Below are 15035 nucleotides of genomic sequence, written 5' to 3' on the forward strand. Positions count from 1 at the left end.
GATTATTCGCCGTCTGAATCGCCATCTCCTTCTCCATCCCCACCGTTAGCAGGAGGCTTAGGTTTCCCGTCCTCCCCGCCATTACCAGGAGGTTTCGGTTTCCCGTCCTCCCCACCATTACCAGGAGGTTTCGGTTTTCCATCGCCACCACTATTACCGGGAGGCTTAGGTTTGGTACCTGTATCAGTGTTTGAATCAGGTGGTGTCGTTCCCGTATCGCCACCACTATCGCCTGATCCATTAGTTGAGTCGTCAGGAGTTTCCGATTCAGGTGCTTCTGCCACGGTCTTAACTGCATTGGAAGGGGCGGAAGTTAATCCTGTAATATCCACAGCTCGAACCGTATAGTTTCCACTTCCTATAGGGAAAGAGAGTGACTGACCATCTATGATTGTCCCTACACGCGTTCCGCCATTGTAGACATAATAGCCAATGACATCGTTTGATGGAGACGCACTCCATGTCAATACAGAGCCATTTTGCGAAGCCGTCACACCTGCAGGCGCTACGCCATCCGCAGGGAAGATTGCGCCGGATACGACGCGAGACGCAAAGGATGATCGTGCTGGGAACAACTTGGATGCATCTCCACCTAAAGGACCAAGCATCCGTTTGATGAATTCCTCATTGACACCTACGCCACCAGCAGTAATGAATTCAGAAGGGGTCGAAGGCAATGCTGCATATCTCTTTCCTTTAACAGATACAGAAGATGATGAAATGATGCTGTCATCCGCTTTGTTAGGAAGCATGACATTCGCATTAAAGAGATCTGAACGGACTAATCCTGCAGCTGAGCATGCAGCTGACGGAGCAAGACCCGAAATACCACAGAATGAGCGATTCACAACACCATTAGGTCGTTGGAAACGAACATTTTGACCAACCGTTTCAGGTCGTGCTTGGTTGATGGCATTCATGAGTTTTGCATATAAAGCGTTCGTACGTGAACTTGCGGTTCCATATTGGGCGTTTCCTGGACCTTCAAGAGATTTGGTTTGGTATTTATAACCCAGCCATACGCCAAGGGAAACGTTAGGATTGTAACCAAGTAGCCAAGCGTCTCTGAATTGGTTTGTTGTACCACTTTTCGCTGCAATATCCACGTTGAAATTTAATTTGCTTTTCATCACTTTTGCAGTACCACTTGATGCGACATCACGAAGCATATCTGTCACAATGTATGCGGTTTGAGGACTAAACACCTGTTCAGGTTCGACTTTATGTTGGTAAACGATGTTGCCGTTACTATCTTCGATTTTTTCGATAATGTATGGGTCGACATGTTGTCCGCCATTAGCAAGTGTGGAGTAGAGACTAGTAGTTTCTTGGACTGTTCCGCCGAGTTGTAATCCACCTAGTGCTGCAGAGGAGCTTTCATAGTCTTCTGGTTGCAAGCTAGAATAGCCCATTTTCTTCAAAAAGTCAGCAGGTCTACGATCCTGAATCTGATTGTATAAACGGACTGCAGCTAAGTTTTGTGAAGTAATTAGAGCTTGGCGAGCTGAAATAATACCTAATTCTTGCGTTGGTATAAAATTGTTAGGGCTCCAGCCACCAAGACTGAATTTCACATCAACGACAGGACTACCAGCACCGATAACTCCATACTCAATCGCAGGTGCGTAGACGAGCAAAGGTTTGATACTAGAACCAGGTTGGCGAGTCGCTTGTGTCGCGTGATTCGTTTTTTCCAATTCATGATCACGACCGCCTACAAAGGCTAAAATTTTCCCTGTCTTATTGTCCAATAACGTTGCACCGACTTGAACTGGCTGCTTTTCAACATTTTTTTTATTGGTAGAGCTTTCTCCGTATGTGAATCCATATTGTGAAAAGTTTTCCGAAACATCGTTCATCGCATTATACAAGGCTAAGTCAACAGTCGAATGAATTCGGAAACCGTCATTTCTCATGGAACGTTCTGCTAAAATACTATATTTCTCATTAAGCTTTTTATCTTCTTTTAATCGATCAGCGTCAATTCCATCTTCTTCTGCAATCATGTTTGCTAGAATTTCAATTGTATTACGCTGTATTTCATCCGTTAAGTATTCATCTCTACTTTTAGGTGCATCTGCAGCAGTTCTAAAGTCTTTTGTAATATCGTAAGCAATCGCTTCATTGTATTCCTTTTCGGTAATATACTCCGTTTCTTTCATTCGGAATAATACAGTTTTCATACGATTGATGCCGGGCTTCAATCCTTTTTCATCTTTCAATCCATTTGAGCCATTGTAAAACGGTGTATACGCAAAAGGAGCTTGGGGAATACCAGCGATGTATGCAGATTGAGCGAGATTCAACTCTTTCGCGGTCTTATTGAAGATTCCTTCCGCTGCAGCTTCGATTCCAGCAATGTTTCCACCGTTGGAATTACGTCCGTATGGAATGATATTTAGATAGGATTCCAAAATTTCATCCTTGGTCATGAAATGCTCTAACCGCATTGCAAGCAAGAGTTCTTTCGCTTTACGCTCATAAGAGACTTCGTTCGTTAAAATTTGGTTTTTAATCAATTGTTGTGTAAGAGTAGATCCACCAGTTTGATTGTCAGAATTAGTGACATCTTGGAAAAGTCCACGGAAAACTGCTTTAGGGACAATCCCGTTATGTGTGTTAAAGTATTCATCTTCCGTCGCGTAAACGGCATTGATGACGTAAGGTGAGACATCCTCGAGTTTGACTTCTTTCCGGTCTATGTCAGATCGTACTTTTCTTAAGTACTTTCCGTTCGTATAGATTTCGGATGTTTCTTCATAACTTAAGATTTCACTGCGCATTTCCTGTTTTGAACGAAGTGGTTCTTTTTCAACAAGCGAGGCGAAATAACCTGCCCCTACGGAAGCGCCGAAAACCGTTAACGTCAAACCGATAACTAAGAAAAGCAAAAAGAGATTCCAGATGACGCCTGAGGTAATCCGGGTATTTTTTGCCCATTTGGTTTTCTTCATCGCTTCGAATTTATCTTCAAGTTCATCAACACGTTTTTTGTCCTGTTTTGTCAATTCGTTCCCTCCTAAAAATCTTATTAATTATAGCATATTCTAACAGTAGTGGACTGAATTTGTTTGACAAATTTCCATTTTCGACTACAATATTATGTAGTTACTCTTCACAGTGAAGAAGCCGCAGTAGTGGCAAGCGATCCGTATAGAGAGGCAGCGGTGGGTGGAAGCTGCTCGGTACCTTGTTCACGAATTACAGCTTTGGAGTGTTGCGCGGATAGCGGCGTTATTGCTAATAAAGCGGAGATAATTATCTCAAGCTGGGTGGTACCGCGCTTACATGTACAATTAGCGTCCCTGCATGATCTTTTTAGATCGTGTAGGGATTTTTTGTGTTTGTGAAGCAAAAATGGAGGAGGAAGTTATATGACTGAGAATTTATTAGATGATTTAAAATGGAGAGGGTTGCTTTACCAACAAACGGATGAGGAAGGAATGGCGAAGCTGCTCGACGAACAAAAAGTATCGCTCTATTGCGGTGTCGATCCGACAGCAGATAGCATGCATATCGGACACATTGTTCCGCTTCTAACTCTTCGACGATTCCAACTACACGGTCATCGCCCTATTCTACTTATCGGTGGAGCAACTGGGATGATTGGAGATCCATCATTCCGTGCGGATGAACGACAACTTCAAACGGAAGCACAAGTTGATGAAAATGTAAAAGGATTGAAAGTCCAACTTGAGCGTTTGTTCGATTTTGCAGATGAAAATGGAGCGCGTCTCGTAAACAATAAAGACTGGATGGGTCCGATGAGTGCGATTGGATTCTTGCGTGACTACGGTAAATTGTTGAATATTAACTACATGTTAGGGAAAGAAAACGTGGCATCCCGTTTAGAAACAGGACTTTCGTTTACAGAATTCACATACATGCTAATTCAAGGAATCGACTTTAATCACTTGTATAATCACTACGGTTGCCGCGTGCAAATCGGAGGATCTGACCAGTGGGGGAACATTACAACGGGACTCGAAATTATTCGCAAGACTCACGAGGAAGAAGCTAAAGCATTCGGAATCACGATTCCACTTGTTACGAAATCCGATGGCACAAAGTTTGGTAAAACAGCTGGTGGCGCTGTCTGGTTGGATGCTGCCAAGACATCTCCTTATGAGTTCTATCAATTTTGGATCAATGCAGCGGATGCAGATGTTGTACACTACCTGAAGATATTTACATTCTTGGATCGTTCTGAAATTGAAGAACTGGAGCGTTCGGTTGCGGATGAACCTCACTTGCGCAAAGCGCAGAAGACACTGGCAGAAGAAATGACTCGCCTAATTCACGGTCAAGAGTCACTCGATCAAGCGATCCGTATTTCTGCAGCACTGTTCAGTGGAGACTTGAAGAAATTGACGACTTCTGAAATGAAGGACGCTTTCAAAGATGTCCCTACATTCGAGATGGCGAAAGAAGATCACAATATCGTTGAGTTGCTAGTGGAAGCTGGGATATCACCTTCTAAACGTCAAGCTCGTGAGGATGTGACAAACGGTGCAATCTCATTGAACGGAGACAAAGTAACGGATACAGCGCATGATGTTAACGCGGCTGACCGTTTAGAAGATGCATTTACGATTGTCCGTCGTGGTAAGAAGAAGTATACAATGGTTATGTTTAAATAGGATGAACGATCAATCAGAGAGAACGGTTAAAACCTTTCTCTCTGATTTTTTTATGGAATTTGTGCGTGGAGCCGTTAGGAGGCGCGTGAACGGGGATTTGTGCGCGGAGAAGCGATGTTCACGCTCGGAAGAACGGGAGAAGCGCACGAAAGGGTAATTCCGCGCGGAGCAGAACGAAATACCGCGGAAGGCAGAGGATTGTGCGCGGAGGAGTTATGTTTACGCGCGGAAGAACGAAATACGCGCGGAAGGTGGAGGGTTGTGCGCGGAGGAGCGATGTTTATGCGCGGAAGAACGGGAGAGGCGCGCGAAAGGGGATTTCCGCGCGGAGCAGTTGGTTTACGCGCGGAAGAACTAGAAAAACGCGCGAAAGGGAAATTCCGCTCGGAGCAGAACGAAATACGCGCGGAAGGCAGAGGATTGTGCGCGGAGGAGTTATGTTTATGCGCGGAAAGACTGGAGATACGCGCGAGAGGGAAATTGCGCGCTGGCAAGAACGAAATGCGAACGAAAGGGAGAAGATTGTGCGCGGAAGAGCGATGTTTACGCGCGGAAGGACTGGAGATACGCGCGAAAGGGAAATTTGGCGAGGAGCAGAACGAAATGCGAGCGAAAGGCAGAGGAATATGCGCGGAGGAGCGGTGTTTACGCGCGGAAGAACGTGAGATACGCACGAAAGGGAAATTCCGCGCGGAGCAGAACGAAATGAGAGCGGAAGGCAGTGGATTGTGCGCGAAGGAGCGATGTTTACGCGCGGAAGAAAGAAATATGCCTTCTCCCCGAAAAACAAAAAACCCTTCCGGAAAATCCGGAAGGGAAGTGTACTCATTATTAACGTGAGTAGAATTCAACGATAAGAGCTTCGTTGATTTCAGCAGAAAGTTCGCTGCGCTCTGGAAGACGTACGAAACTACCGACTTTAGTGTCAGCGTTGAACGTTACGAACTCAGGTACGTAGCTGTTGATTTCGATTGATTCGTTAACGATGTCAAGGTTTTGTGATTTTTCACGAAGAGAAATCTCTTGACCTGGCTTCACGCTGTAAGATGGGATATCTACGCGCTTACCATCAACAAGGATGTGACCGTGGTTAACGAGTTGGCGTGCAGCACGACGAGTGCGAGCAAGACCAAGACGGTAAACGATGTTGTCAAGGCGAGTTTCAAGAAGGATCATGAAGTTAGCGCCGTGAAGACCTTGCATTTTACCTGCTTTGTTGAACAATGTGCGGAACTGACGCTCATTCACACCGTACATGAAGCGAAGTTTTTGTTTCTCTTGTTGTTGAAGACCGTATTCAGAAAGTTTTTTACGCTGGTTCGGACCGTGTTGACCCGGAGCGTAAGGACGCTTTTCGATTTCTTTACCAGTGCCGCTTAGTGAGATACCAAGACGACGAGATTGTTTCCAAGATGGACCTGTATAACGAGCCATGAATGACTCCTCCTCTGTTGGTTTTATTTTGTTGTAAAATAAGACCAGATGCGTTCAATCCCTACGACATTCTGTTTTCATGTATCTTCACCTCTGCAGCCAAGGGTTACAGGATACACCTCAATTTGAGGAACAGACTGAGCAATAGAGAACACACAACTGCTGCAATTATTTTACACAACGACTATCATACCAATAATGGACAAACTCGTCAAGTGATTTCAAAAGAGACTTCTGTCCTTCTAGAATAAATCATTCGAAATGGATATATTGTACTAGTCATAAAGTTGCATTTTGAATCTTGATACTATAAAATGAAAGTAAGTTATCGATGCTTTTACTGAATGATAGAGGGTGTCTATATGAAAACAAATGAGCAAATGTATGAATCGATTAAGAGTAACTTACTGGATTTAATGGTAGGTGTGATGAAGAACATAAAAGAAAGTGAATTCATTCGCCTCTTTGAAGAGTTGTTCACAACCCATTTCAATGTCACGAAAATAGAGTTCTTTCTATATGAAGAGAACCAATTCTATCCTGCCGCATCCTTGGTTAAAGAAAATAGCCGGAGCAGTGTTGGCGTAGTAGAAACCTTAACGTCACCTATGCAATCCGGAACTTATTCAGAAACAGACGATCCGTTAGACTTTGCCGATGATACCCTAATGATTAGAAATGAGAAACGGGAACCCGTTGCAATGGTACTTGTGAAGTCGACAGATGAATGGCATGCGTTTGCATCATCTGAATTCTTCAAGAAGTTCCAACTTTTGCTTGGTAGGCTAATTGAAACTATTAAAGGATATCAATCACTCTACAAACATTCTCAAAATTATCAAAGCCTACTTGAAGCAACTAAGACGTTTAACTCTACTATGGAATTAGGAGTAATCCAGTCAGAACTTGTATCTACGGTTTCTGAAAAATTCGAATCAATTCAAGTGGAACTCATACTTTCCCAAGAACAGCTGGCCTCTTCTTGCCCCTATAGGTTATTCGATTATTCCAATGAACTTCCATCAACTGTTGAAGCTTTTCTTTCTGGGGAATTGACGCTTGGAAAAGACGCTGAACATGATGCTGAAATCCTAAGTGCTCCGGTAAAAGGTATGCAAGGTACGTACGGGATTCTACAGCTTTCTGCACCTTGTCATTATATATTTTCTCCTATGCAAAAAGAATTCGTCCGTAATATTTCAGAAAGTGCAGGGCATGCAATCGAAAATACGAGCTTGTACGACCAATCCCACCGGTTGATCCATGAATTACAATTGGTGAATGAAGTTTCTAAAAAGCTCACGGAACGACTCACGTTCGAGGAAATGATTACGTATATTTACAGTCGACTTAAAGAAACCTTTGAACCTGAAGAGGTAGCAATTGTCTATTTTAGGGATCAGGAACCTCCTGTTTTATCGAAAGAAACGACTTCGTACTTTCTAACGCAGGCTGGAGGCCGCTATTTGGATTATGCCGAGAACCGTGTGAGAAAAGAAAATGGAGCGGTTTTTATTGCGGATTTGAAGAACGATGACATTGAAGGATTCACTCCTTATCGTTCACTAATGATTGCTCCAATAGTCATTTCTGAAAAAATTGCAGGGTATACATTGCTTATTCACACAGAGAAGTACCATTTTACTTTTGAAGACTTCAAACTAGTGAAGGCGATTATTAGCCATTCATCTCTAGCGCTATCCAATTCTGCGCTCCGTGAAAAATTGCAAGACCTTGCGAACAAAAATCAGATGACTGGTTTATATGCGAGAGGGTACTTAGATCGACATATGTCCTCTGCGTTTAAAAAAGGCATCGGCGGTGCTTTTCTTCTACTAGACGTGGATGATTTTAAACAAGTGAACGATCAATTTGGTCATGCCATCGGGGATTCTGTACTAAAACAAACCGCGGACCTTCTGAAATCGAGCATTACGGATCATGATATCGCGGGACGGTGGGGTGGAGAAGAATTTGCGGTTTATTTGCCGGGAGCAACCCTTGTAGAAGGAAAGCAGCTTGCAAAACAACTGCTGCTTAAAATGCCACAACTTACGAAACCTTCCGTTACCGTTTCCATCGGAGTGAGCGTGTGGGCACCTTCGACAAACCAGGAAACCTACCAGCAATTATTTCAAAACACCGATGAAGCGCTTTACTCAGCAAAATCGGGCGGTAAAAATCGAATTATCGTTAGTGAATCGGTACTTGCAGAATAATGGGCAAGGACCGATTTCCTTTGAGTTTTACAACGGGTAAGCATACAATGAATGTAAGCGTTTACTTCATGAGTGGAAGGCGGATGATTCAGGGTGAATGAAAAAATTCATAAAGATACGGCAACGGTTCACACAGGCTATGACAGTAGTTCGCATCATGGGAGTTTAGCAGTCCCTTTATATCAAACATCAACGTATGCTTTTGACACAGCAGAACAAGGGGCAAGGCGATTTGCAGGGGAAGAAGAAGGTGGTATCTATTCAAGATTAGGCAATCCAACAGTACGAGTGTTGGAAGAACGAATGACCATGCTTGAAAACGGGGCTGGGTCCCTTGCATTCGGTTCCGGAATGGCTGCTGTTAGTGCCATCCTGACTCATCTGACGAAAACGGGAGATCACATCGTTTGTTCACGTGGGATTTACGGGTGTACTTTTGGTCTACTTGGAATTATGGAAAAGAAATACAACATTACCCATAGCCTGACTCCAATGGGCACAGAAGAAGAAATTGAAGCGGCTATTACACCTGACACTGTATGTATCTACATCGAATCACCGATTAACCCTACAATGGAACTCGCTGATCTTCGAGCGGTTGAAGCAGTTGCGAAACGACACAAGCTGAAAATCGTCGTTGATAATACATTCGCATCCCCATATTTGCAAAACCCGATTGATTTTGGAGCAGATTTTGTCTTGCATAGTGCCACAAAATATATAAATGGGCATGGAGATGTCATTGCTGGCTTGCTAACGGGTAAAGACAAAGAGGAAATTGATAGCATCCGCGGAAGTGTACAAAAAGATTACGGGGGCATCATATCCCCGTTCGATGCCTGGTTACTTATCCGTGGGCTGAAAACACTTTCTGTACGAATGCAAAGGCATAGCGAAAATGCAACCCGATTGATGGAGTATTTGAAAGCTCAAGACCTGGTGGAAACGGTCTATTATCCGTTTGATGAAAACAATCCACAAGTCGAAATCGCAAAGAACCAAATGTCTGCAGGAGGTGGCCTAGTTTCCTTTACGATAAAAGGAGGTCAACCTGTAGCGCAAGCATTCATGAATCATCTGAAACTGATCAAAATTGCGGTTAGCTTGGGCGACGCAGAAACTCTGATCCAGCATCCTACAACAATGACACATTCAGGAGTTCCAGCAGAGGATCGTGAAAAGATGGGAATCAGTGATGGACTCCTGCGATTGTCAGCAGGATTAGAGTACGCTGATGACCTCATCGCAGACTTAGAGCAAGCGTTTCTGCAAGTGTCTAAAGAGCAGCAAACCCTTTCTAATTAAGAATATTGAGGCAAACAAAAAGCAGCGAAGTGAATGCACTCAGCTGCTTTTTGTTTGGATGAGTCAAACTTAAATGTGTCGTAAAAGAACTTCTACAAACTGTTCAAGGCCTATCCGATCCTCTTCAGAAAAACGACCGATTTCCGGACTATCAATATCTAATACTCCGATGAGCTCATCATTCTTCACGAGTGGTAGCACGATTTCAGATTGGGAAGCGGAGTCACATGCGATGTGTCCTTCGAATGAATGTACGTCTTCTACAACTAGGGTCTCTCTATTTTTTGCGGAAGTTCCGCATACACCTCTTCCCATTGGAATTCGAATACAAGCAGGAAGCCCTTGGAACGGTCCAAGGACAAGTTCTCCCTCTTCCATTAGATAAAAACCAGTCCAATTGGTACGCTCCAAGAAATTACTTAGTAAGGCAGAGGCGTTACTTAAATTTGCAATGCGATTCTTTTCCCCATCTAACAAAAGTTGAAGCTGGTCAGCAAGTTGGCGATAACTTTCTGTTGAATCCTTCGAATACTCGATCCCCATGAACATAAAAGCTCCCTCATTTCCGTGTAATTAGTTCCTAAAAATAGTAGGATATCTAATAGAATCATACATTTTTCGAGGTGTTTCACACAAGTAAACAAATTTTCGACGAAGATTCGCCCTTTTTCAACACGAAAATTCTTTAAACGTGTTACTATATAAGGTATTATCAATTGTAGAGTCGTTGCGGAATAGGGGGATGGACAATGGTGAACTACTTCATCATTCCAATCATCATAGTGATTGTGCTGGCTGTTGCAATGTTTTTGTTGAGACGAAAGCATATCCAGGAAATCAGCAAGTTGGAGCATGAAAAGCTTCAAATCCAGCATGAACCGATATTTGAGGAAATGACAAAAGTCAAACAGCTGAATATGACAGGTCAAACAGAGGAGAAATTTGAACGTTGGCGCAACGAATGGACAGAAGTCGTCGATGTGCTCGTTCCTAAAATTGATTCCTTACTATTTGATACCGAAGAAATGGTCGATCGATTCCGCTTTAAAAAAGCAACTGGAATTGAAAAAGACATCTCACAACAACTAACTGTGTGTGAAGAACGTAAAAGTTCGATTTTACAGGAATTGAATGAACTGATTGGCAGTGAAGAAAAAAACAGAGTAGAGATGGAATCCTTAAGAGAAGAATTCAGGGAAGCCCGGAAATCTGTGTTAGCCCATCAGCATTCTTATGGAAGAACTGTTCCAGCATTAGAAAAGGAACTTGAATATTTCCAACCTGCATTTGAAGAATACGATGATTTAACAGATAACGGAAATTACTTGCAAGCAAGGGAAAATGTAATTGCAGTTGCATCCAAAGCAAATGAGTTGTTCCCGTTGATACGAGAAATCCCTTCAGTACTTAGCGAGTTGCAAAGTAAACTCCCAGCTTCGATTCGGGAACTCCGAAATGGTGTAGCTGAAATGATAGAAGACGGTTACTACTTAGAACACTTAAGTTTAAAATCATCGTTATCAGCAATTGAGCGTGAATCAGAAGAATTACTTGGTAAAGTGGAGATTCTTGATGTTGAACCCGTTCAAAAACGTTTAGCTGAAATTGATGAAAGCTTGGACTCCTTCTATGATGCACTCGAAGAAGAAGTGAAAGAACGACAGTATATGGAACAGAATTATGCAGAAGTTGCAAATAAGCTTGTGTCAGTTAAGTCGTTTTCTAAGGAAATTGCAGATGAAGCATTATTTGTGCAACAAAGTTACCGATTAGATGAGAAAGAAGCGGCGATTCCTAAAGGCTTCCTCATTGAGCTCTCAGAAGCTACTAAGCGGTTTGAACTGCTAACTAGTCAAGGTGAGAATGGAGAGTCAGCTTACTCTGGACTTGCACTAGACTTACGTACAGTCGCTGAAACGTTAGAGCGCGTCGAAATGGAAACAATTGCTTTCCAGGAACGTATTAAGAGTCTACGTACCGATGAAATAACTGTTAGAACACGCCTGGAAGAGCTCGCGAGGACATTACAAGAAGCTGAACGAAAACTTTTGAAAGCCAATATTCCTGGAGTGCCAGATGATATCGAGGTCCGGTTGGAAGAAGCGGATGAACAACTCTTTATTGTTAAAAATGGTTTAGAAGAAGTTCCACTCAATATGGCACTTGTTGAAGGATATATAGACAACGCAGAAAAAGAAGTTCATGAAGTCGTGTTGAAAATTGATGAAATGTTAGAAAATGCATTGTTGACTGAACAAATCATTCAATATGGAAACCGATATCGAGCATCTCATCCGGCCATGCATGCCCGATTGCTGGAGGCGGAAATGGCTTTCAGACAATTCCGTTATGCAAAAGCTCTGGAAGAAGCAGCTACGGCTGTTGAAGAAGTGGAACCTGGTGCAATGAAGCGAATTGAAGAGTTAATACAAGAACACGTACAGTAAGCGTACTATCAGCCACCCGCACATTGAGTGCAGGTGGCTTTGTGCCGCTTAAGTTGCATGAAAGGACGAGTTCATGATGATTTATCTGGATAATAGTGCAACAACGATCCCAGAAGAGGAAGTTCTTCAGGCATTTACACAAGTGAACCGCACGTATTATGCGAACCCTGCTTCACTTCATCAAGCTGGGAACAAAGCGGAACAGCTTTTAGAATCTGCCAGGAAGCAAATTGCCACCCTTGCTGGAGACTCTGAAAGTACTGTGATTTTTACTTCTGGCGGTACCGAAGCTAATAATTTGGCTGTTGTCGGATATGCAAACAGCCTCAAGCACCGTGGAAACCATATTATTACAACCGAGATCGAGCATGATTCAGTTCGGAATGCATGTCTCCATTTGCAACAAGAAGGATTTGAAATTGACTTCCTTACTGTCAATGAATCAGGTGAAGTATCTCCGGAAGAACTGAAGCAGAAGATTAGGAAAGATACCATTTTAGTGAGTATCATGCACGTAAATAATGAAATTGGGACCATCCAACCAATTGAAGCATGTTCGAAAGTAATCCGTGAACATTCCCGAGCAATATTCCATTCGGATTGTGTACAGAGCCTAGGGAAACTTCCATTACCATATCCTAAATGGGTGGATGTGGTGACACTATCTGCGCATAAGATCCATGGGTTGAAAGGGACTGGCTGCTTAATAACAAAGAAATTTAAAGAGCCTGAAGCAATCACTTTTGGAGGTGGTCAGGAGCTAGGTTTTAGAAGTGGGACCGCCAATGTAGCTGGAGCTGTGGCATTTGCTAAAGCGGTTAGAATAGTGATCGAACAAAATAACCTACCTAACTATAAGCGATGGAGTGAACGGCTGCGGAACCTTTTGGATGCTGAAAAACTTGTTAGGATCTGTTCACCTGAAGAGGGTGCTCCACATATTTTTACAGTTGCATTCAAAGGGATCACTGGCGAAGTTGCTGTTAATTATTTTCAAGCACATGGCATCATGGTTTCCACTTCCAGTGCGTGTTCTTCAAAAATAAACAAAGTAAGCCACGTTATCCAAGCGATCCATGTACCGGACGATTACCGTAAAGGTGTAATTCGAATTAGCTTCGGTAAAATGAATACAGAAGAAGATATCGACACGCTCGTACAAGTGATTAAAGAATTTTTAAAGATGATCAAGAAAGGGATGAAACAGCATGATATGGAATGAACTTCTCATAAGGTACGGAGAAATGTCCTTAAAAGGGCGAAATCGAAAAGTATTTATACAAAAGCTGACCACGAATATTAAGCAAGTTCTCCATGATTTACAATCGGTTAAACTAAAAGCTGAACGCGATCGCATGTTTTTATATGCAACTACTGAGGACCTGGAACAAGCGATAGAGCGGTTAGCCGACGTTGCGGGCATTCAATCTTATAGCCCGATTGCAAAATGTGAGTCCACTGTTGAAGCGATTCAACAAACAGCACTAGCGATTTTTGAAACCGAAGATACTGATGAGAAAACATTCAAAGTCGAAGTACGAAGAACGGACAAATCATTTCCGTTAGTAACAGGCGAATTGCAAAGAGAAATAGGCGGCACAGTTTTAAAAGCCCATTCCAATCTAAGCGTGAACGTAAAAAAACCGGATATTTTACTTCATATCGATATAAGAGAAGGTGGTTCATTCCTATCTTCTAAAGTATTTAAAGGTGCAGGTGGCATGCCTGTAGGTTCCAACGGAAAATCATTACTTATGTTGTCTGGTGGAATTGACAGTCCTGTTGCTGGTTACTTAATGATGAAACGTGGCGTCACTATAGAAGCAATCCATTTCGCAAGCCCTCCATTCACAAGTGAGCAAGCGCAAGAAAAAGTAGTTGAGCTAGGACGTAAGATTAGTGCGTATGGCGGAAAGATAAAATTGCATGTCATTCCATTCACTGAAATTCAACAGGCGATTGTCAAACAAGTCCCTGAGAACGTATCCATCACGTCTACAAGAAGAATTATGCTACGTATTGCAGATCAGCTACGTAAGGAAATTGATGCACTTGCTATCGTAACTGGAGAAAGCTTAGGACAAGTGGCGAGTCAAACACTCGAAAGTTTTACAGCAATTAACGCAGTTACTTCGACCCCAATATTACGTCCGCTTATCGCAACGGACAAATTGGAAATCATCGAAATGGCTAAAAAAATCGGTACGTATGAAACATCTATTCAACCGTTTGAAGATTGCTGTACTGTTTTCACGCCATCAAGCCCTAAAACGAAACCGCGTTTAGAAAAAGTAGAGTACTACGAAAGCTTCATCGACTTCGAACCAATGATCAATGAAGCGATTCAAAATCGCAAAATCATCGACTGTTTCCTTGAAGAAAAGACGGATGAGTTCTGTGACCTGTTGTGAAAAAAATTGGTTGAATGTGTGCCCGAGCAGTTAACAAGCGCTTTTATAGTAGCGAATGGGCAGGCTCAATTCATAATTCATTAACTGTTTTTCGATTTATATAAGGTGCAACATACACTGTAAGTGCTGATTTGAAGCGCTTAAGAGCGCCTTCAATTAGACCATTTCATAATATGAAAAAGTTACCATTTCCTTTCTGTGCATGAATTTACCCAAACGGTACATTCTATGTTCACAAGGGAGGTGACATCAACATGACAAACTCAAACAGCGGCAATTCAAACCAACTTCTTGTACCAGGTGTACAACAAGCGCTTGACCAAATGAAAAACGAAATCGCATCAGAATTTGGAGTTCAGCTTGGAGCAGACGCTTCATCGCGTGCCAACGGTTCCGTAGGCGGAGAAATTACAAAGCGATTGGTACGTCAAGCTCAACAACAAATGAACGGTTACCAAAAATAAGTAACTGATTGGACTGTCCCCAAAAGTGGGGACAGTTTTTTTAGTATGTGAAGAAACTTTTTTATCATTACTCTTTATTTATTTTTGAATTGAATAAATTTTAGATGTATACTGA

General features: G+C 42.6%; 11 protein-coding genes and 1 other annotated feature. Of the genes, 8 read left to right on the forward strand and 3 right to left on the reverse strand.

Going from position 1 to position 15035, the window contains the following annotated elements:
- Window positions 1-2: 2 nt before the first annotated feature.
- Window positions 3-3008: a transglycosylase domain-containing protein gene (locus RL70_RS18340; protein WP_039043936.1), complete on the reverse strand. Its 3006-nt coding sequence runs from the start codon at window positions 3006-3008 to the stop codon at window positions 3-5.
- Between the two features lie 103 nt (window positions 3009-3111).
- Window positions 3112-3310 (forward strand) — a binding site (T-box leader).
- 64 nt (window positions 3311-3374) lie between these two features.
- Here RL70_RS18340 and tyrS point away from each other — a divergent pair.
- Both tyrS and RL70_RS13575 read left to right on the forward strand, forming a co-directional pair.
- Complete coding sequence (tyrS, locus tag RL70_RS13570; protein ID WP_039043937.1) at window positions 3375-4640, forward strand: tyrosine--tRNA ligase; 1266 nt, start codon at window positions 3375-3377, stop codon at window positions 4638-4640.
- A 282-nt stretch (window positions 4641-4922) separates the two neighbouring features.
- Window positions 4923-5480, forward strand: a complete 558-nt coding sequence (locus tag RL70_RS13575) for a hypothetical protein (RefSeq protein ID WP_156137982.1) — start codon at window positions 4923-4925, stop codon at window positions 5478-5480.
- On the opposite strand, the gene rpsD is transcribed toward RL70_RS13575, so the two are convergent.
- On the reverse strand, window positions 5472-6074 hold the full coding sequence (gene rpsD, locus RL70_RS13580) for a 30S ribosomal protein S4 (RefSeq protein ID WP_039043939.1): 603 nt from the start codon (window positions 6072-6074) through the stop codon (window positions 5472-5474). The genes RL70_RS13575 and rpsD overlap by 9 nt on opposite strands.
- A gap of 362 nt (window positions 6075-6436) precedes the next feature.
- On the opposite strand from rpsD, the gene RL70_RS13585 reads away from it, so the two are divergent.
- Entirely contained in the window at window positions 6437-8293 is a 1857-nt protein-coding gene (locus RL70_RS13585; protein WP_039043940.1) for a sensor domain-containing diguanylate cyclase, read from the forward strand.
- 93 nt (window positions 8294-8386) lie between these two features.
- Window positions 8387-9598 carry a methionine gamma-lyase gene (megL, locus tag RL70_RS13590; RefSeq protein ID WP_039043941.1) on the forward strand — a complete coding sequence of 404 codons (1212 nt, stop codon included), beginning with the start codon at window positions 8387-8389 and terminating at the stop codon, window positions 9596-9598.
- A gap of 69 nt (window positions 9599-9667) precedes the next feature.
- Here megL and RL70_RS13595 read toward each other — a convergent pair whose 3' ends face one another.
- Window positions 9668-10147 (reverse strand): GAF domain-containing protein, encoded by a 480-nt coding sequence (locus RL70_RS13595; RefSeq protein ID WP_039043942.1) that lies wholly within the window; start codon window positions 10145-10147, stop codon window positions 9668-9670.
- 200 nt (window positions 10148-10347) lie between these two features.
- On the opposite strand from RL70_RS13595, the gene ezrA reads away from it, so the two are divergent.
- From ezrA to RL70_RS13615, 4 genes are all read left to right on the forward strand, one after another.
- Window positions 10348-12045, forward strand: coding sequence for a septation ring formation regulator EzrA (ezrA, locus tag RL70_RS13600; protein WP_039043943.1), 1698 nt, complete (start codon window positions 10348-10350; stop codon window positions 12043-12045).
- Window positions 12046-12118: 73 nt separating this feature from the next.
- Window positions 12119-13267 (forward strand): cysteine desulfurase family protein, encoded by a 1149-nt coding sequence (locus tag RL70_RS13605; RefSeq protein ID WP_369795235.1) that lies wholly within the window; start codon window positions 12119-12121, stop codon window positions 13265-13267.
- A complete protein-coding gene (gene thiI / locus RL70_RS13610) occupies window positions 13254-14456 on the forward strand; it encodes a tRNA uracil 4-sulfurtransferase ThiI (protein ID WP_039043945.1) in 1203 nt (400 codons plus the stop codon). Before RL70_RS13605 ends, thiI begins: the two co-directional genes overlap by 14 nt.
- A 254-nt stretch (window positions 14457-14710) precedes the next feature.
- Window positions 14711-14920, forward strand: a complete 210-nt coding sequence (locus RL70_RS13615) for an alpha/beta-type small acid-soluble spore protein (RefSeq protein WP_039043946.1) — start codon at window positions 14711-14713, stop codon at window positions 14918-14920.
- Window positions 14921-15035 lie beyond the last annotated feature (115 nt).

Origin of the sequence: Sporosarcina sp. ZBG7A (assembly GCF_000813425.1) — a bacterium.
Lineage (GTDB): Bacteria > Bacillota > Bacilli > Bacillales_A > Planococcaceae > Sporosarcina.